General features: G+C 63.6%; 12 protein-coding genes and 2 pseudogenes. 11 read left to right on the forward strand and 3 right to left on the reverse strand.

Going from position 1 to position 18,851, the window contains the following annotated elements:
- Positions 1–14: 14 nt before the first annotated feature.
- The 11 genes and pseudogenes from JQ848_RS08695 to JQ848_RS08740 all read left to right on the forward strand — a co-directional run bounded on the left by JQ848_RS08695 (position 15) and on the right by JQ848_RS08740 (position 13,018).
- The gene (locus tag JQ848_RS08695) at positions 15–2,189 is read left to right on the forward strand and encodes an acetate--CoA ligase family protein (RefSeq protein ID WP_202210485.1); all 2,175 of its coding nucleotides are present in this window, start codon (positions 15–17) and stop codon (positions 2,187–2,189) included.
- An 85-nt stretch (positions 2,190–2,274) separates the two neighbouring features.
- Positions 2,275–3,594, forward strand: a complete 1,320-nt coding sequence (locus tag JQ848_RS08700) for an MFS transporter (RefSeq protein WP_127196736.1) — start codon at positions 2,275–2,277, stop codon at positions 3,592–3,594.
- An 18-nt stretch (positions 3,595–3,612) separates the two neighbouring features.
- Entirely contained in the window at positions 3,613–3,972 is a 360-nt protein-coding gene (locus JQ848_RS08705) for a YidH family protein (protein ID WP_127196735.1), read from the forward strand.
- Positions 3,972–4,295: a DUF202 domain-containing protein gene (locus tag JQ848_RS08710; protein ID WP_202210486.1), complete on the forward strand. Its 324-nt coding sequence runs from the start codon at positions 3,972–3,974 to the stop codon at positions 4,293–4,295. Before JQ848_RS08705 ends, JQ848_RS08710 begins: the two co-directional genes overlap by 1 nt.
- 904 nt (positions 4,296–5,199) lie before the next feature.
- Positions 5,200–6,252, forward strand: a complete 1,053-nt coding sequence (locus JQ848_RS08715) for an NADP(H)-dependent aldo-keto reductase (protein ID WP_161718512.1) — start codon at positions 5,200–5,202, stop codon at positions 6,250–6,252.
- Positions 6,253–6,536: 284 nt separating this feature from the next.
- Entirely contained in the window at positions 6,537–8,222 is a 1,686-nt protein-coding gene (locus tag JQ848_RS08720) for an ABC transporter substrate-binding protein (protein ID WP_127196733.1), read from the forward strand.
- Positions 8,223–8,235: 13 nt separating this feature from the next.
- Positions 8,236–8,508 (forward strand): annotated as a pseudogene (locus tag JQ848_RS22955) (ABC transporter permease); the annotation flags it as partial.
- A 141-nt stretch (positions 8,509–8,649) separates the two neighbouring features.
- Positions 8,650–9,216 (forward strand): annotated as a pseudogene (locus JQ848_RS22960) (ABC transporter permease); the annotation flags it as partial.
- Positions 9,213–10,076: an ABC transporter permease gene (locus tag JQ848_RS08730; RefSeq protein WP_003447523.1), complete on the forward strand. Its 864-nt coding sequence runs from the start codon at positions 9,213–9,215 to the stop codon at positions 10,074–10,076. The pseudogene JQ848_RS22960 and the gene JQ848_RS08730, both read left to right, overlap by 4 nt.
- Positions 10,073–11,785, forward strand: a complete 1,713-nt coding sequence (locus JQ848_RS08735; RefSeq protein WP_127196731.1) for a dipeptide ABC transporter ATP-binding protein — start codon at positions 10,073–10,075, stop codon at positions 11,783–11,785. The genes JQ848_RS08730 and JQ848_RS08735 overlap by 4 nt, the downstream gene beginning before the upstream one ends.
- A 24-nt stretch (positions 11,786–11,809) precedes the next feature.
- The gene (locus JQ848_RS08740) at positions 11,810–13,018 is read left to right on the forward strand and encodes an acyl-CoA dehydrogenase family protein (RefSeq protein ID WP_202210487.1); all 1,209 of its coding nucleotides are present in this window, start codon (positions 11,810–11,812) and stop codon (positions 13,016–13,018) included.
- Between the two features lie 58 nt (positions 13,019–13,076).
- Here JQ848_RS08740 and JQ848_RS08745 read toward each other — a convergent pair whose 3' ends face one another.
- From JQ848_RS08745 to JQ848_RS08755, 3 genes are read right to left on the reverse strand one after another with little or no spacing between them, the layout of a single operon-like run.
- A complete protein-coding gene (locus tag JQ848_RS08745; RefSeq protein ID WP_202210488.1) occupies positions 13,077–14,489 on the reverse strand; it encodes an efflux transporter outer membrane subunit in 1,413 nt (470 codons plus the stop codon).
- Complete coding sequence (locus JQ848_RS08750; protein ID WP_202210489.1) at positions 14,473–15,639, reverse strand: efflux RND transporter periplasmic adaptor subunit; 1,167 nt, start codon at positions 15,637–15,639, stop codon at positions 14,473–14,475. Before JQ848_RS08750 ends, JQ848_RS08745 begins: the two co-directional genes overlap by 17 nt.
- Positions 15,629–18,850, reverse strand: a complete 3,222-nt coding sequence (locus tag JQ848_RS08755) for an efflux RND transporter permease subunit (protein ID WP_202210490.1) — start codon at positions 18,848–18,850, stop codon at positions 15,629–15,631. The genes JQ848_RS08750 and JQ848_RS08755 overlap by 11 nt, the downstream gene beginning before the upstream one ends.
- Between the last annotated feature and the right edge of the window lies 1 nt (position 18,851).

Raw genomic sequence — 18,851 nt, forward strand, 5'->3', positions numbered from 1 at the left:
TGCAGGAAGTCGTTATGAATATGTTCGATACCTTCTTCAACCCGCGCACCATTGCCGTGATCGGGGCTTCCCAAGACCTGGCCTCGATCAGCGGCCAGCCCATCGCCCACCTCAAGGCCAAGGGCTTTGCCGGGCGAATCCTGCCGGTCAACCCGCGTTATGCAGAGGTGGCCGGTTACACCTGCTACCCCGATGTGGCCGCGTTACCCCTGGTGCCCGATGTTGCCGTGATTGCGGTCGGGGCCAAACGGGTTCCGGATGCCCTGGCCGAACTGGGCAAAAAAGGCTGCCGGTTTGCGGTCATTCTTTCGTCGGGCTTCGCCGAGGCCGGTGAGGAGGGCGCCCAGGCTCAACGCAACATCACTGCAATCGCCCGTTCGTTCGGCATGCAAGTGATCGGCCCTAACTGCCAGGGCTACATGAATATCAGCGCGGGCATGCATGTGGGGTTCGGTGCGCCATACGGCCTGACCTATCCCAAGGGGCATCTGAGCCTGACCTCCCAGAGCGGCGCGTTCGGCAATTCGATCGTGATGCTGGCCAGCCAGGAAGGCATCGGCTTCAGGCATTACGTGTCCACGGGCAACGAGTCGGTGACCACCTCGCTGGACTTTATGGACGCCATGATCGACGACCCGCAGACCCATGTGATTGCCGGTTATGTGGAAGGCTTCCAGGACGCCCGGCGTCTGCTCGGCATTGGCCGTCGCGCGCTGGCGGCAGGCAAGCCGATGCTGATCTGGAAGGTCGGCACTTCGCCTGCCGGGGCCCTGGCAGCGGCTTCGCACACGGCCAATCTGGGCGGCTCGATGGCGCTGTATCGGGCCGCGTTTCGTCAAAGCGGGATCATCGAGGTCAATGACGTAGGCGATCTGGCCGACTGTGCCAAGGCGCTGCTACCGGGGCGCTTGCCCAAGGGCAACCGCCTGGCCATCGTCACCATCTCCGGCGGCGCCGGGATCGCCATGGCCGACGGCGCCAGCAATGGCGGCCTGCAGTTGCCGGCGCTGGCACCTGCCAGTGTGAGCGCGCTGAAACAGGTTCTGCCTGCTTTTGCCGCGGTTGCCAACCCGCTGGATGTGACCGCCAGCCTGCTCACCGACCCGAGCCTGTTGCGGGTGACCCTGGAGCAACTGGCCAGTGACCCGAACGTCGACATGATCGGCCTGGCCCTGGCGGCTGCCAGTGGTTCTCAGGCGGTGGAGCTGGCCAACGAAATAGTGCGCATCTGCACTGAACGCGAGATACCGGTGATGGTTGCCTGGAACGCCGACCCGGCCACGGTGCAGCAGGCCTATGACATTCTCGATACGGCAGGCATCCCGCGTTATCAGTCGCCGGTACGTTGTGCCCGCGGTGCCAGTGCGTTGTGGGCGTTCGCCCGGGCGCGGATCGAACTGGCGCAAGTGCAGAGCGAGCAGCCATTGCAGCTGACCAGCCCCCGGGCCCGGCTTGCACTGGCTGGTCGCGCCACTGATCTGACCGAGTTTGAAGCGAAAAAACTGCTGCAAACCTATGGCATCGGTGTCACCCGCGAAGCACTGGCCACCAGCGCCAGAGAGGCGAGCGACATCGCCGGGGCAATGGACGGGCCGGTGGTGATGAAAATTCAATCCCCGGCCATCCCGCACAAAACCGAAGCCGGTGGTGTGCGCATCGGTGTACAGGATGGCGCCGTGGTCGCAGCCTTCGATGAGATCATCAACAACGCCCGCGCCTATGCCCCCACCTGCGTGCCCGATGGTGTGCTGGTGCAGGAAATGGTCAGTGGCGGCGCCGAGTTGATTCTCGGTATCAACAATGACCCTTTGTTCGGCCCGGCGGTGATGGTGGGCTTTGGCGGGATCTTCGCCGAGGTGATGCAGGACGTCAGTTTTCGCCTGGCACCGATCACCCGTTCCGAGGCCAGGGCGATGGTGCGCGAATTGCGGCTGTTTGCGATCCTGGACGGTGCCCGTGGTCGGCCCAGGGCCGATCTGGACGCCCTGACCGACACCCTGATGCGGTTGTCGGCGATGGCCATCGATCTGCAAGAGCAACTGCAGGAACTGGATATCAACCCGCTGTTTGTGATGCAGGCGGGGGACGGGGTGAAAGCCGGGGATGCACTGGCAAAGCCGTTGGCCCCTGACTGCACGGTGCCGCCCGCCTGCCTGCAGGCAAGTGTGGCCGGCCTGGTCAGTGCCTGACGCGGCGCCCCGGTCATTCTGGCGGTCGCCAGTTCGGGCCGCTCCTTTGTATCGACTTCAATTTTGCAGAGTCATCGAGGGTCACATGAATATTGCTCAACAGTCCCCGGCTTTTGTAGACAGTTATTCGTCCGATGAAGTTGAACGGACCTACCGCAAGCTCACGCTGCGGCTCATGCCGTTCCTGATTATTTGCTACATCGTTTCTTATCTGGATCGCGCCAATATCAGCTTCGCCAAGCTGCAGTTCATGAACGACCTCGGGTTTTCCGAGGCTGCCTATGGTTTGGGCGCGGGGTTGTTCTTCATTGGCTATGTACTGTTCGAAGTGCCGAGCAATATCTGGATGCAGCGCATCGGCGCGCGCCGCACCCTGTTGCGAATCATGATCCTGTGGGGCCTGATTTCCAGCGCCATGATGTTCGTCAACACGCCGCTGCAATTCTATGTGATGCGCTTTTTTCTCGGGGCCGCCGAGGCGGGCTTCTTCCCGGGGGTGATCCTGTACTTGACCTATTGGTTTCCGGCCGCACGCCGGGGCCGTGTCACCGGTTTCTTCATGATGGGTGCAGCCACCGCCGGGATCATTGGCGGACCGTTGTCGACCTGGATCATGGTGCACATGGCCGATGTCCATGGTTTGCACGGATGGCAATGGCTGTTCCTGCTGGAGGGGCTGCCAGCAGTGCTGCTGGGGGTCGTGGCGTTCTATTTTCTGAGCGACCGGCCCGGCGAGGCCAAGTGGCTCAGCGAACGTGAAAAGGCCATAGTCCTGGCTGATCTGGCCAGCGAAGAGCAGGGCGAAGCCAGAGGCAAGGGCCATGGTCTGCGCGAGGCGCTGCACAACCCCAAGGTTTATCTCGGGATGGTCGGCTATTTCTGCGTGCTGGTGTCGTTCAACGCCATTGGTTTCTGGGCGCCCACCATCATCAGGGATGTGGGGGTCAAAGACTTGCTGGATGTCGGCCTGCTCTCCAGCGCCGTGTTCATCGCCGGTGCGATTGGCACCTATGTGGTCGGCCACAGCTCTGACAGGAAAATGGAGCGCCGCTGGCACCTGGTTGGCTGTGGTGCGGTGATCGCCCTGTGCTTTGCGCTCCTGCCCCTGTTTGCCCACAGCATCCCGGTGGCCATCACGCTGTTGTCCATTGCCGCGGCCGCTTCATACGGCGGGTTCGTGGTGTTCTGGACCATTCCGCAAACCTTTCTGACCCGTGATACCAAGGCCAGCGGCATCGCCCTGATTACCAGCCTGGGCGGGATCGGCGCGTTCGTCAGCCCGACCCTGGTGGGCTGGATGAAATCGAGTACCGGGAGCATCTATGCCGGACTGGCGATTCTGGGCGCCATTACCTTGATCGGTGCAATCGTGATGCTGATTGCGATCCCGGCGCGCAAGCACTGAGCAACCAGGAGCAGGCCAATGCGTATACCCCTGTGGCGGCAACAAGGAAAGGACCCGGACTACCGTTTCTCGCTGGCCAATGAACGGACTTTTCTGGCCTGGATTCGCACGGCGCTCGGCTTGTTGGCCGGTGGCGTGATGCTTGAACAGTTCGCCACCACCCTGGGCCCGCCCGCGGTGGTGGCGGGCCTGGCAATTGCCTTCGGGGGGTTGGCGGCGCTGCTCTCTACCCTGGCGTATGTGCGCTGGCGGGCCAATGAAATTGCAATGCGCCACGCCAGGAGCTTGCCTGCTACCTTGGCCATTCCGGTGATTGTGCTGGTGACGTTGGGCATCACTGCGATCATTGTGTGGTTGCTGGCGGCACGGATCTGGTGATGCACAGCCCCCGTGATCCCGGACTGCAGGCCGAGCGCACGGCACTGGCCTGGAACCGTACCGGACTGGCGGTGCTGGCCAACGGCTTGCTGGCGCTGCGTTCGGGGTGGGGCAGCCAGCAGACGGCGATTACCGGGTTGGCATTGGCGCTATTGATCGCTGCGGGCGGGGTTCTGGTGTATGGCGCGTGGCGCCATCGTCAGCTGCTCAATGGCACCCCGGTGACAGCCCCCGGGGTGCTGGCGGTTGGCACGGTGACAGGCGTTTCGTTGCTGGCCTGTATGGTCGGGGTGGCTTCAATGCTGGCGGGTTACCCACCGTAGGAGCGAGCTGGCCTCGCAATAGAGCAATGTCAGCGCCGGATGCATAGACCGACTCACCGCCATCGCTGGCAAGCCAGCTCCCACAGGGTGGTAGCGGTTGCATCCCACCCGCTCCACCTTAGGAGCGAGCTTGCCTCGCGATGGCGCAATGTCATTGCCGGATGCATAGACCGACTCACCGCCATCGCTGGCAAGCCAGCTCCCACAGGGTGGTAGCGGTTGCATCCCACCCGCTCCACCGTAGGAGCGAGCTTGCCTCGCGATGGCGCAATGTCATTGCCGGATGCATTGACTGACTCCCCGCCATCGCTGGCAAGCCAGCTCCCACAGGGTGGTAGCGGTTGTCCTGAATATCCCGCCCGCTCCACTGTAGGAGCGAGCTTGCCTCGCGATGGCGCGATGTCATTGCCGGATGCATTGACTGACTCACCGCCATCGCTGGCAAGCCAGCTCCCACAGGGTGGTAGCGGTTGCATCCCACCCACCCCACCGTAGGAGCGAGCTTGCCTCGCGATAGAGCAATGTCATTGCCGGATGCATTGACTGACTCCCCGCCATCGCTGGCAAGCCAGCTCCCACAGTGTGGTAGCGGTTGCATCCCACCCATCCCACCGTAGGAGCGAGCTTGCCTCGCGATGGCGCAATGTCATTGCCGGATGCATTGACTGACCCACCGCCATCGCTGGCAAGCCAGCTCCCACAGGGTGGTAGCGGTTGTCCTGAATATCCCGCCGCTCCTCCGTAGGAGCGAGCTTGCTCGCGAGCTGTTGATGTTTAAAAAGCTATCTGTCCGGCCTTCAACCATCCTGGGCGTTCATTGGGCCCGGGGACACGGGCTTGTGCTACGTGGCATGCTAGCTGCAAGGATCCGCCTGCGTTTTAAACCTCAATCAAAGGATTACCCATGCGTTATCGCCAACTGGGCAGAAGTGACATCAAGGTCAGCGTCATCGGGCTTGGGACCATGACCTGGGGCCATCAAAACAGCGAAAGCGATGCCCACCAGCAGATCGAGCTGGCGCTGGCTGAAGGCGTCAATCTGATCGACACCGCCGAGATGTATCCCACCCCGACCCATGCCGATACCTGGCGCACCACTGAACGCTACATCGGCAGCTGGCTGGCCCGCAGCGGCCGTCGCGGCGATGTGGTCCTGGCGAGTAAAATTGCCGGCCCGGCCCGTGAACCCGGCGGGCAGTTGCACATTCGTGACGGCCTGACCCGGCACGACCGGCGCAATATTGTCGAAGCGCTGGACGGCAGTCTCAAGCGTCTGAACACCGACTATCTGGACCTCTATCAACTGCACTGGCCGGACCGGGCGACCAATTTTTTCGGCCAGCGTGAATACCCCTATGCCGAAGACAACCAGAGCGTGGCCATTGAAGAAACCCTGTCGGTGCTGGCCGAGCAGGTCAAGGCCGGCAAGATCCGCCACATTGGCGTGTCCAATGAAACCCCCTGGGGTGTGGCCGAGTTCATCAAGCAGAGCGAGCGTCTGGGCTTGCCGCGCATTGTCAGCGTGCAAAACCCCTACAGCTTGCTCAGCCGCCTGTATGAGGGCGGGCTCTCGGAGTTCAGCCATCGCGAAGGCGTAGGGCTGCTGGCGTATTCGCCCCTGGCCTTCGGTTCGCTGACCGGCAAATACCTGGGCGGTGCGCGTCCCGAGGGCTCGCGCCTGGCAGCGGTGTACCGCACCTTCAACCGCTATGACGGCCCGGCGGTGGACCAGGCCGTCAATGGCTACCTTGAGATCGCCAGACAACACAACCTGAGCCCGGCGCAACTGGCCCTGGCTTACGTCATCAACAAACCTTTTGTGGCCAGTGCACTGACCGGCCAGACCAGCCTGGCCCAGTTGCGCGAAAACCTCGGCGCGCTGCACCTGACCCTCGATCCAGAAATCCTGGCCCAGATCGAGGCCGTCCATCAGCGCACACCCAACCCGGCGCCTTAGGAGTACGGCACCTGCGATGGACAGCGCCGCAGGCCCCATGGATGACGGGCCTGCGGCCCTTATCGCAGCCTCGTGGGTCGTCAGCGACTGCACAAGAGATATTATAGGCTTTTCCTGGCCGTTGCCGCAGCTAACGTCCGGCAACTGTTGGCCCACCAACAGTGACCGCACACAGTGTTGGTTTTTACCCCGCATCCCCCCGCCCATTACCCCTGTTTACTGGCCGAAAAACCCGGCATGCCTTGTGCAATAGCCCTGTTCCCGGACTTTAGGCAGTAAGCCCCATGCTCGAACGCTCACCCCATCTGCGATCTCAAGGCAGACGATCCAGGTCGCTGCTCAAACGTACACCCCTCATCGGTTTTGCTGCACTGTGCAGTCTGCTGGTCGGCTGCGGCCCGGATACCTCCACGGTCGCGCGCAGTGACAAGCCGGTCAGCGGCGGCACGCTGGTGTACGCCACTGACCGCGAACCCACTTGCCTGGACCCCCATGTCAGCGGGGACATGCCTCAGGTGTTTATCGGCCAGCAGTATCTCGACTCGCTGGTATCGATGGACGAGCAGGGGCAAATAGGTCCGTGGCTGGCCAAGGGCTGGGAGGTGTCGGCCGACGGCCTGGTGTACACCTTCCATCTGCGCAATGACGTGCACTTCACCGACGGCACGCCGTTCAACGCGGCAGCGGTCAAGGCCAACCTGGACCACATGGCCAATCCGAAAACCCAGTCCAGTACCGCCGGTGGTTATATCCGCCAGTACCGCAGCACCGAGGTGCTCGATGACTACACGGCAGTGGTGCATCTGGCCACACCTTATGCCGCGTTTCTGGAGGTGCTGGCCCAAGGCTTTCTGGGCATTGAATCGCCTACGGCATTGCTGCGCTCCCGTGACCAGAACTGTGAAAGCCCGGTGGGCAGCGGCCCGTTCAAGATCGTCAAATGGGACCGTCAGAGCCAGGTCGAACTGGTACGCAACCCGGATTACAACTGGGCGCCACCCACCGCCAGGCATCAGGGCCCGGCATGGCTGGAGCGCATTGTGTGGAAGTTCATCCAGGAGCCATCGGTGCGTTTTGCCTCGTTGCAGGCAGGCGAGGTCGACGTGATCGAGGCGCTGCCGCCCGAGTCCCATGAGGCGGCGCGGCGCAATCCGGACCTGACCATGCTGGTCGCCCTGCGTCCGGGCAACCCCACCAACGGCACGCTGAATATCACCCGCGCACCCTTCGATAACCTGAAGGTGCGTGAAGCCTTTGTGCGCAGCGCCGATGTCGAGGGCGCGCTGAAAAGCGTGTACTTCAATGAATTCCCCCGGGCCGGTGGCGCGCTGAGTTCGGCCACGCGCTTTTACAGTCCGGACTTCGAACATGCCCAGGATTACGATCAGGGCCGGGCCGCGCAGCTGCTGGATGAAAGTGGCTGGACCGGGCGCGACGCCGAGGGTTATCGCACCCGTGACGGCAAGCGCCTGCAGGTGCATGTGGTGATTGGCAACCGCACGCCACCCTCGGAACTGACGCTGTGGGAGCAGGTCCAGGCCACCACACGCAAGGCCGGGTTCGAGTTGCTGGTGGAGCAGATGAGCGATGTCCAGGCCACCCAGCGTCAGGCCGACTGGGACTACGACATCCGGGTGGGCTACTGGAACACCAACAGCGCAGACGTGCTGCGCATTGTGTTCGGCTCGGAGTTTGTGCAGCCGGCAGGCGTCGGTGGCTACCACCAGAACACCGCAGGGTTCGCCAGCCCGCAGTTTGACGCAATCAACCAGCAAGCCCTGGCCACCCAGGACCCCGAGCAGCGTCGAGCCCTGTACTACCAGACCCAGCAGATTGCTTCGCAGCAATACCTGCAACTGACCACCTACCCGCAAAGCTCGCGTCTGGGGATCTACAAGACCACCCAGGGCGTGCGCCTGGAGCCTTCGCTGGCGGTGACTTACCTGTATGACGCCTGGGTGAACAAATGAGAGGGGTAAACCAATGAGCGCAATTACATACTCCAATGCGCGGCACGAACGTCTGGCCCGGCTGGCCCGTCGCGCAACATGGCGTCTGGCAGGCGGGGTGCTGGTGCTGTGGGCCGTCGCGACCCTGACCTTCTTCGCCTTGCACCTGATGCCGGGTGATCCGGTGCTGGCCATTCTTGGCGGCGCCAGTGGCAACCCGACCGCAGAGACCATTGCTCAAGCCACCCGTGAGTTTGGTCTGGACAAGCCGTTGGCGGTTCAATATGCGCTGTACCTGGGGCGTCTGTTGCAAGGCGACCTGGGAATGTCCTACTCCCAGCACTTACCGGTCACGCAGGTGCTCGCCGAGCAGTCCTGGGCGACCTTGCAGCTTACCTTCAGTGCTCTGGCGCTGGCCTGGCTGCTGGTCCTGGCGCTGACCGTGCTCACCGCCGGCCGTGGCCGCTGGGTGTCCAGCCTGGCCTCGCTGGCCGAAACCCTGGCCGCTGCCTTGCCGCACTTCTGGCTGGGTATTTTGCTGCTGGCGGTGTTCGCCTTCGGCCTGCGCTGGTTCCCCCCGGCCGGTAGCGATGGCTGGCGCACCCTGGTATTGCCGGCGGTGGCACTGGCCATTCCGCTGGCCGGTTTTATCGCCCAGGTCACCCGTGAATCCCTTGAACTGACACTGGAACAACCCTTTGTCCTGACTGCCCGCACCCGGGGTCTGAGCGACACCGCCGTGCGCTTCAAGCACGCCCTGCGCCATGCGGTGTTGCCCGGTATTTCATTGTCTGGCTGGGCCATCGGCGCGCTGATCAGCGGCGCGGTGGTGATTGAAGTGATCTTTTCGCGCAAGGGCCTGGGCCGCCAGTTGTACCAGGCAGTGCAGGCGCAGGACTTGCCGCTGACCATCGGCATCAGTCTGGCGGTGGCCGCCGTCTATGTGCTGGCCAACATTGTGATCGATCTGCTGTACCTGTGGATCGATCCCCGGCAACAGGGGAAAACAGCATGAGTGAACTGACTTTCGAAACCACGCTGCCCGCTGTCCGGGTTCAGCGCACAGCGTCCCGGCTGCGTCCCGGCCCCTTGCTGGCCGTAACCTTCCTGGCCTTTCTGATCATCGCGGCGCTGGCGCCGCAACTGTTTGCCCACAGCGATCCATTGGCGATTGTTCCCCACGATGCCTTTCACCCGCCGGGCTGGGCGCACTGGTTCGGCACCGATCAATCGGGGCGGGATATTTTCTCGCGGGTTATCTACGGCACCCGCCAGTCCTTGTTCATCGGCCTGGCCGCCACGGCACTGGCCATGGGCATTGCGATTGTCCTGGGTTTGCTGGGTGGCCTGGGCGGCGCCTATCTGGATCGCGGTGTCGGCTGGCTGCTGGAGATTCTGTTTGCCTTCCCCAGTCTGGTGCTGGCGCTGCTGTTCGTGGCGATCTTTGGCAGTGGCGTCGGCCCGTTGATCGTCGCCACCGGGCTGGGCGGGGCACCGGGCTATGCGCGCATGGTGCGCGGTCAAGTACTGGCGGTGCGTAACGCCGGCTACATCGAAGCCGCCGTGGCCCTGGGGCATCCGACACGGCGGATCATCCTGCGCCAGCTGTTGCCCAATGCCATGCGCCCACTGATCGTGACCCTGACCATGGGTGTCGGTCAGGCCATTGTCTGGGCCTCGGCCCTGAGCTTTCTGGGGCTGGGCGCGCCGCCGCCCGCGCCGGAGTGGGGGACCATGCTGTCGATGGGGCGTGACTTTGTCGCCAATGCCTGGTGGCTGACCTTCTTCCCCGGGCTGTTCATCGTACTGACCACGCTCTCGACCACGGTCGCGGGCCGCTATCTGCAACAACGTCTGGAGGGACGCCTGTCATGAGTGACAAACACTTGATCGTTGAAGGCCTGTCCATCGAATTCGACGGCCAGACCGTGGTGCACAACCTGTCGTTTACCCTGGCCCCGGGCAAGACCCTGGCCCTGGTCGGTGAGTCCGGTTCCGGCAAGAGCGTGACTGCCCGCAGCCTGATTGGCCTGGCGGGCGCCGGTGCGCGGGTGACTGCGCGCACTCTGAGTTATGGCGGGCAGGATCTGCTGGGGTTGTCCGAGCGCGGCTGGCGTCGACTGCGGGGCAAGGGCATCGGTTTCGTGCTGCAGGATGCGCTGGTGTCCCTTGACCCCTTGCGGCCAGTGGGCAAGGAAATCCTTGAAGTGCTCAAGGCCCACAACTGGGGCGATCGTCGCAGCCGCGCCGAGCGGGTGATCGAGTTGCTGGATAAAGTCGGAGTGCCGCAGCCCCGGTTGCGTGCCCGGCAACGTCCCGATCAACTGTCCGGTGGCCTGCGTCAGCGGGCGCTGATTGCCAGTGCGCTGGCGCTGAGTCCGGGGCTGGTAATCGCCGATGAACCGACCACCGCACTGGATGCCACGGTGCAGGCGCAGATCCTTGAAGTGCTGCAGGAAATCAAGGCCCGGGGCGACTCGTTGCTGATCATCAGCCATGACCTTGCGGTGGTGGCGCAGCTGGCGGATGAAGTGCTGGTGCTGCGCCACGGCGTAACGGTGGAGCAGGGGCCAATGCAGCAGGTGTTGCGCAACCCGCGCCACCCTTACACCCGCGCCTTGCTGGATGCGGTACCTGCCGAACATGCGCGGGGTACGCGCCTGTCGCCGGGGCAGCCGGCAGTGGGCGGGCAGCCCCGTCCGGCGGCTGACTCGCCGTTGCTGCTCAGGGCCAGCGGGCTGGGCAAGGCTTATGTCGGCCCCGATCATCAATCGCGGCAAGTGGTTGATGGCGTCAGTTTTGAACTGCGGGCCGGGCGTACTCTGGGCATCGTCGGCGAGTCCGGCTCGGGCAAGACCACTGTCGCGCGCATGGTGCTGGGCCTGCTGGAACCGGATGCGGGACGGGTCGAGTTTCTCGGTCAGCCGTGGACGGCGGCGGGCAGCCAGCGGGTCACGGAAAAACAGCGGCGCCTGCATCGACGGGATATCAGCGTCATTTATCAGGACCCCCTCAGCTCGTTCGACCCGCGCTGGAGTGTTGCCCGAATCCTTGCCGACGCCCTGGATGTAGCAGGGTTCGAGGCCGGGCAACAGGCTGTGCGCATCCGCCAGTTGCTGGAGCAGGTGCGCTTGCCGGCCGACCTGGCCACCCGCCGCCCGTTGCAACTGTCGGGTGGTCAGCGCCAGCGGGTGGCGATCGCCCGGGCCATTGCCAGCAACCCGAAAGTGATTATCTGCGATGAACCGGTATCGGCCCTGGACGTATCGGTACAGGCCCAGGTGCTCGACCTGCTGGCGGACCTGCAGGCCAGCCTGGGGCTGGCGTATCTGTTTATCTCCCACGACCTGGGGGTGATCCGCCATGTCAGCGACGAAGTGCTGGTGATGCGTCACGGCAAGGTCGTGGAAAGCGCTCCAGTCGAGGCGCTGTTTGACAACCCGCAGCATGAATACACCCGTCGCCTGCTGGGGGCCGTACCGCGTCTGCCCGGTGCCCAGGTGCAACTGGTGGTGCCGCCGCTGGAAGCAGAGAACAGCGCGTGGCTGTTTGATGAATCACAGCTTTGGAAAATCGCCATTTAAGCGTCATCAACCCAAGGAATTGCCATGAGTAAGCTGTTTGCTGTAACCGAACGTCCCGTTGCTACGGTGGCAGAACTCAATGCCCGTGCCGACCGCCTGTTGCCGGAGATCGGCCAGGGCGCGGCGTTGCGCGAACGCGACCGGCTGCTGCCGTTTGAGGCGGTGGCGCAGATTGCCAAAGCCGGCTTTTTTAGCGCCAGAATCCCGGTCCGCTATGGCGGCAGTGGCGGCTCGGTGAAAGAGGTCATCGGTTTATTGATCCGTATCGCGGCGGTGGACTCCAACGTTGCCCAGGCATTGCGTCCCGGCTTCGGCTTTGTCGAAGGGTTGCTGGCGTCCCGGGCGGATGATGCCGAAGGCGAGCGCGAACGCTGGTTCGAGCGCTACCTGCAGGGCGCGGTGATCGGCAATGCGGGCTGGGAAGTCGGTGGCGCCAACGGCTCGATCAGCGCCCGGATAGTGCGTGACGGCGAGCATTACCGGGCCACGGGCAACAAGTACTACAGCACCGGTTCGTTATATGCCGACTGGGTCAGCGCGGTGGCGCTGGACGAAAACGATCAGCCGGTGTCGTTCATCTTGCCGCGTAACCGTCAGGGGCTTGAGCTGCTGGACGATTTTGACGCCATGGGCCAGCGCCTGACGGCCAGCGGTACTACCCGCCTGAACAACGTACAGGTGCTGGCGCAAGAGATTCGCACCCGGACCGTGGAGGAGGGCAAGCGCACCATCGTCACGCCATTTTTGCAATTGTTCCTGGCGGCGGTGCAGGCGGGTATTGCGCGCAATGCCTTGAATGATGCGGTGGCGTTTGCCAATGAGCATGCGCGGCCGATCAAGCACAGCAGCGCCAACCGTTCGGTGGACGACCCTTACGTGGAGCTGAGCGTGGGGGACATCTCGGCCCGGGCATTCACGGCCGAGGCGGTGGTGCTGCGTGCGGCTGAGGCCATAGACCGGGCGTGGGCAGGGGATCTTGATCCGCTGTTGGTAGACCGGGCGGCGGTGGACGTGGCGCAGGCGCAATATATAGCTGCGGAGTCTGCGCTCAAGGCGGCGGAGCTGGTATTCGACGTGGGCGGGGCCTCGACCACGGGGCGGGCGCACAACCTTGACCGGCACTGGCGCAATGCCCGCACTGTGGCCAACCACAACCCCCGGCAGTGGAAAGCCGCGGCGGTGGGGGCCTGGCAACTCAAAGGCACCCCACCCCCGACCTCCGGGTTGTTCTGATCAAGGTCTGTGGGCAGGGCCGTGGGCTGTTACGCCGACTGCGTCGTCGAGCGCAGGCTCAGCCTGCCCAGCCCCCTCCCAGTGCCGTCAACAATCCCACGCTGGCCTGCAACTGCCGGGTGCGCAGGGCTTGTACCGCGCGCTGGGCCTGCAACGCCGCGGTCTGCGCCGTGACTACATCCAGGTAGCTCACGGCTCCGGCTTCATAACTGTTGGTGGCCAGCGCCCGGGTGTGCTCGGCGGCATTGGCCGCCGCCTGTTGGTCCAGACCTTGCTGCCTCAGGTCGCGCAACTGCGCCAGGTTGTCTTCGACCTCGCGCACCGCATGCAGCACCTGGCTGCGGTAGTGTGCCGAGGCTTCTTCGAATTCGGACCTGGCCTGGCGCTCCTCGGCATTCAGTCGCCCGCCATCAAAAATCGGCAGGTTGACCAGCGGCCCCAAGGCCCAGAAACGATTGCTCGCGGCCAGTAAATTACCGCTGCCCTGGGTTTGCCCGCCCAGTAGTCCGGTCAGGCTGAAGTCAGGGTACCAGGCGGCTTTGGCCACGCCGATTTGCGCATTGGCGGCAAACATCCGCCGTTCCGCCGCGGCGATATCGGGCCGGCGCTGCAACAGGGTGCTGGGCAAGGCGCCCGGTTGCGCCGGCAGGCTCAGGGTCTGCTTGCCGGCCGGCAATTCAAAGTTGCTGGCCGGTTCGCCCAGCAGTTCGCCAATGGCGTGTTCGGTGAGGTTGCGCTGGCCGCGCACATCGTCCAGTTGGGCCTCAGCTTCGGCCAGCTGGCTCTGGGCGCGGGTCAGGTCAAGCTCGGATGAAATCTGCCCCTGATAGCGGGCGCGGGTCAGTTGCAGGGCCTGGCTGTAATCATCCAGCGAACTGGAGAGAATGCGCTGCTGCGCATCCAGCCCGTCAAGCTGCACATACAGGCTGGCAAGCTGGCGCTGCAAGCTCAGGCGAGCCACGGCCAGGTCATCTGCCGAGGCCTGAGCCCGGGCATCGCCCGCCGCCACCTGGTTGCGGATTTTACCCCACAGGTCGAGATCGAAATTCAGCGCAAAGCCTGCGGTATTGCTGTTGTATACCGCTGGCTGGTCGGAACCGCGCAGAGGCCGACTGTCCGACTGGCGCTGGCGCAGCGGTTGCCCGCTGGCGGTTATTTGCGGCAATAGCCCGGCATGCAGCTGGCTGGCATAGGCCTGGGCACCCTGGTAATGGGCCAGGGCTGCCGCCAGGTCCGGGTTGGTCTTGAGCAGGCGCTGCTGCAGTGCATTCAGGCGCTCGTCGTGATACAGCCGCCACCACTGGGGTGACAGTTGATCGGCCGGTTGCGCGCTGTGCCACGGGTTGTCGCTGCTCTGTTCGCGATAGTGCTGTGGCAGGTCCAGTTGCGGCGGCCTGTAGGCCGGTGCCAGCGAGCAGCCCTGCAACGCCAGGGCCAGCAACAGGGCGCCGCGTTTAAGCTTTGGCTGCATGGGTGGCTCCTGCATCGGCAAGTTTCACCGGGTCACCTTCGCGCAGGGCGTCGGGCGGGTTGTCGATCACGGTGTCGGCAGGTTTGAGCCCTTGATCAATCACCAGCCGGTCACCCAGATCCAGGCCGATATGGATGTTTTGCATATGCACATGCCGGGCGCTGTCGAGCACCGCCACTTGGGTGCCCTGGGCGCGGAAGATCAAGGCACTGGCCGGAATGCTGACGCCATGGGTGTCGGGCGGGATCGCCAGGGTCGCCTCGGCGTAATCCCCGGGCATCAGCACATCGCCGGGGTTTGGCGCGACAAACTGTGCCATCAGGGTGCCCGAGCGCTGATCAATGGCGGCCGAATTGCCGATCAATTTCGCGCTGAAAGTCTGCCCCGGATGCTCCGGCACGCTGAGCTGCACCGGCATGCCCGGACGAATCACGCTGGCATAGTTCTGTGGCACCGGCACGTACAGGCGCAGCTGATGGGTATCGGCGATGTCAAACAGCTCGGTGTCGCTGTCGGTATCGGCCTTGATCAGTTGGCCGATGTCGGTATGGCGCGCGGTGATGGTCCCGGCAAAGGGCGCGCGAATGGTCTTGTAGGCTTCCAGGCTGGACAGGCGCGCGTAGTCGGCTTCGGCGGCCTGGGCACTGGCCCTGGCGGCGGCAGCGTTGGAGGTTTTCTCGTCCGCCTCCTGGCGTGAGACCGAGTGGCTGGCCAGCAGGTTTTGCCAGCGCGACGCGGTGGTGGCAGCCAGTCTGGCATTGGCCTGCTCTTGCAGCATGTGGGCCCGGGTCTGCGCCAGTTGCTGATCCAGGTCGGGGCTATCAATGACCGCCAGCACCTGTCCGGCGGTGACCTTGCTGCCAATATCGCTGTGCCAGCTTTTCAGGTAGCCGCTGACCCGGGCATGGATCGAGGCCTTGCTCCAGGCTTCCAGATGCGCGGGCAAACGCAGGGTGTCGCCATGGGCGTTCTGCAGCGGCTGGAACACGCTGACCACTGGCAGGGCGGCGACTTCGGTCCAGTTGGCAACCTCATGCTCGTGGCGGCTGCGGGCCGCCAGACCATTGGCCACCAGCAACGCGGCCAGGGTCAGGCCACCGATACCCAGGTACATCAAGCGCTTGGGCGAAGGTTTTGGATCAGACGACATGGGTGGTTTCTCCAGCTGCAGAGCGATTTTTTTCACGACCGTGCACCAGGCTGAACACCACGGGCACGAACAACAAGGTGGCAACAGTGGCCAGCATCAGCCCGCCAATCACAGCGCGGCCCAGCGGGGCGTTCTGTTCTTCGGAGAGGGCCAGCGGCAGCATGCCGATCATCATTGCCAGGGCAGTCATGCACACCGGCCGGAACCGGGTGTAGCCCGCTTCGAGCGCAGCCTTGAGGGCGTCGCCATGTTCCGCCAGGCGCTCGCGGCAGAAACTCACCACCAGAATCGAGTTAGCAGTGGCCACCCCCATGCACAGGATGGCCCCGGTCAGGGCCGGCACCGACAAGGAGGTGCCACTGAGGAACAGCATCCAGACGATCCCGGCCAGGGCGGCGGGCAGAGCGGTGATGATCACGAACGGGTCCAGCCACGACTGGAAGTTGACCACGATCAGCAGGTAGATCAGCACCACCGCCCCCAGCAGGCCCAGGCTCAAACCGCTGAAGGCTTCATGCAGCGCGTCGATCTGGCCGTGCAGGGTGATGGTGGCGCCTTTGGGACGCAGGTCCGAGGCGCCATCAATCACTTTTTGCACATCGGCGGCCACCGAGCCCAAATCGCGGCCCTGAATGTTGGCGTACAGATCCAGGGTTGGCTCGATGTTGTAATGGGTGACCACCGCCGGGCTCTCGCCCCGGGTGATGGTCGCCAGCCCGCCAAGGATTTGTGACTGGCCGCTGCTGCCGGTGACCGGCAAGGCTTCCAGCGAGGGCAGGCTGTCCAGCCGGTATTGCGGGGTCGCGGCCACTACCCCGTAAGACACGCCGTTCTGAGGGTTGAGCCAGAAAGTCGGTGCCACCTGGGAACTGCCCGCCAGTGAGGCCACCATGCTGTTGGTAACGTCACGTTCGGTGATCCCCAGGCCATTGGCCCGTAGCCGGTCGACCTTGACTTGCAGGGACGGGTAGCCGACCGATTGCTGAATCCGCAGATCGGCTATCCCCGGCACATGTTGCAGGCGCCGTTGCAGCTCCAGGGCATAGGTGCGATTGGCGGCGTCGTCGCGGCCGGAGATTTTCACGTCCAGCGCAGCCGGAGCACCGAAGTTGAGGATCTGGGTGCTGATATCGGCCGGCATAAAGGCAAACTGGCTGCCGGGGAAACTCTCGGGCAGGGCTTCACGCAAGCGTTTCACATAGTCGGCGGTCGGGCTGTGGTCGGCTTTGAGGGTGACTTGAATATCGCCATCCTGGGGGCCGATGGTGCCGCTGCTGCTGTAGGCCATGTCGATGCCGCTCAACGGAATCCCGATGTTGTCGATGATGGTGTCCAGCTGGTCGGCGGGGATGATTTCACGAATGCGCGATTCGATCCGGTCGAAGGCCGCCGCGCTTTCTTCAATGCGCGTACCCAGCGGCAGGCGCACATGCAGGGCCAGTGCCCCGGCATCGGTGGCCGGGAAGAAGTCCTGGCCCAGACTCGGCAGCAACGCGAACGACGCCAGCACACAGGCCATGAAACCGGACAAAAAGCCTTTGCGATGGGCCAAAGCCAATTCCAGCACGCCGTAGTACCCATCGCGCACGGCCGAGAAGCGCCGTTCGAACCCTTGCTGAAAACTCAGCAGCGCCCGCACCGCTGCGCAATGTTGTGGGGTGTGCCGGTCGCCCTCGTGATGGTTGATGTAGCCATCTTCGGGGTGATGGCCCGGGCCTTGCTCCGCAACATGGGGTTTGAGCAGGAACATCGCCAGGGTTGGCACCAGGGTGCGCGACAGAATGAAGGACGAGCCCATGGCGAAAATCACCGACAGCGCCATCGGCCGGAACAGGTAGCCGGCAATCCCCTGCAACATGAACATCGGCACAAACACGATGCAGATACACAGCAGCGAAACGAATGCCGGGCCGACGATCTGCCTGGCGCCATCGAGAATCGCATCACGTACCGACTTGTCTTGTTCAAGGTGCCAGTTGATGTTCTCGATGGTCACCGTGGCATCGTCCACCAGAATCCCCACCGCCAACGCCAGCCCCCCGAGGGTCATGACGTTCAGGGTTTGCCCGCTGAGGGCCAGCAGGGCAATGGCCGAGAGCACCGCCAGCGGGATCGACACGGCAATGATCAGGGTCGAGCGCCAGCTGCCGAGGAACAGCAGAATCATCGCACTGGTGAGCAGGGCGGCGATGATCCCTTCCTGGGCCACACTGCCCACCGACTGTTTGACGAATACCGAAGCATCGCCCAGCAGGGATGTCTTGAGTGAAGGAGGCAAGGTTTCGTTGATTCGCGGCAGCATAGAGCGGATGCCGTCGACAATCGACAGGGTCGAGATATTGCCGTTCTTCAAGGCCGGCATCAGTACTGCCCGTTGCCCGTCCACCCGCACGATGTTGGTTTGTGGCGGCGAACCGTCACGCACGTGGGCCACCTGGCCGATGGTAATCAGGGCGCCATTGACGGTCTTGATCGGCAAGTCATTGAGTTCGTCGATGGCTTTGGGGCTGTTGTTGAGCAACACCGTGTATTCATAGGTGCCGAGCTTGGCGGTGCCCACCGGGATGATCTGGTTCTGCGCCGCCAGTGCATTGCCCACGTCCTGGGCCGACAAGCCCTTGGCTGCCAGAGCCTGGGGGTCGAGGTCGAGGGTGATCTGCCGCTGTTTACCGCCCATGGGGGTCGGCATGGCCAGACCGGGCAGTGAGCTCAGGGGCAGGCGGATGTTGTTCTGCACCAGATCGCGGATTTTGGCTTCCGAGAGCGTGGGGCTGGAAAACGCCAATTGCAGGATCGGTACCGTGGAGGCGCTGTAGTTCAGAATCAGCGGCGGGGTGATCCCCGGCGGCATCTGTTTGAGTACGGTTTGAGATACCGCGGTCACCTGGGCATTGGCTGTGCGGATATCGACGCCGGGCTGGAAGAAAATCTTCACGATGCCCATGCCGGGCAAAGACTGCGACTCGATGTGTTCGATGTCGTTGACCGTGGTACTGAGCGAGCGCTCGTAGGTGTAAATCACCCGGCCGGCCATATCTGCCGGAGCCAGGCCGGTGTATTGCCAGACGACGGCGACCACCGGAATACCAATGTCGGGAAATACATCAGTGGGCGTGCGCAGAGCTGCCAGCGGCCCGATGATGCAGATGAAAATCGCCAGCACGATAAACGTGTAGGGCTTGTGCAGTGCGGTCTTTACCAGCCCGAGCATG

The sequence above is a fragment of the Pseudomonas paraversuta genome, assembly GCF_904067025.1.
Lineage (GTDB): Bacteria > Pseudomonadota > Gammaproteobacteria > Pseudomonadales > Pseudomonadaceae > Aquipseudomonas > Aquipseudomonas paraversuta.

Bases quoted from the DNA above. Each gene is read 5' to 3' on its own strand.
- JQ848_RS08695 (WP_202210485.1), top strand. From the start codon at position 15: ATGAATATGTTCGATACCTTCTTCAACCCGCGCACCATTGCCGTGATC.
- JQ848_RS08700 (WP_127196736.1), top strand. From the start codon at position 2,275: ATGAATATTGCTCAACAGTCCCCGGCTTTTGTAGACAGTTATTCGTCC.
- JQ848_RS08705 (WP_127196735.1), top strand. From the start codon at position 3,613: ATGCGTATACCCCTGTGGCGGCAACAAGGAAAGGACCCGGACTACCGT.
- JQ848_RS08710 (WP_202210486.1), top strand. From the start codon at position 3,972: ATGCACAGCCCCCGTGATCCCGGACTGCAGGCCGAGCGCACGGCACTG.
- JQ848_RS08715 (WP_161718512.1), top strand. From the start codon at position 5,200: ATGCGTTATCGCCAACTGGGCAGAAGTGACATCAAGGTCAGCGTCATC.
- JQ848_RS08720 (WP_127196733.1), top strand. From the start codon at position 6,537: ATGCTCGAACGCTCACCCCATCTGCGATCTCAAGGCAGACGATCCAGG.
- JQ848_RS08730 (WP_003447523.1), top strand. From the start codon at position 9,213: ATGAGTGAACTGACTTTCGAAACCACGCTGCCCGCTGTCCGGGTTCAG.
- JQ848_RS08735 (WP_127196731.1), top strand. From the start codon at position 10,073: ATGAGTGACAAACACTTGATCGTTGAAGGCCTGTCCATCGAATTCGAC.
- JQ848_RS08740 (WP_202210487.1), top strand. From the start codon at position 11,810: ATGAGTAAGCTGTTTGCTGTAACCGAACGTCCCGTTGCTACGGTGGCA.
- JQ848_RS08745 (WP_202210488.1), bottom strand. From the start codon at position 14,489: ATGCAGCCAAAGCTTAAACGCGGCGCCCTGTTGCTGGCCCTGGCGTTG.
- JQ848_RS08750 (WP_202210489.1), bottom strand. From the start codon at position 15,639: ATGTCGTCTGATCCAAAACCTTCGCCCAAGCGCTTGATGTACCTGGGT.
- JQ848_RS08755 (WP_202210490.1), bottom strand. From the start codon at position 18,850: ATGCTCGGGCTGGTAAAGACCGCACTGCACAAGCCCTACACGTTTATC.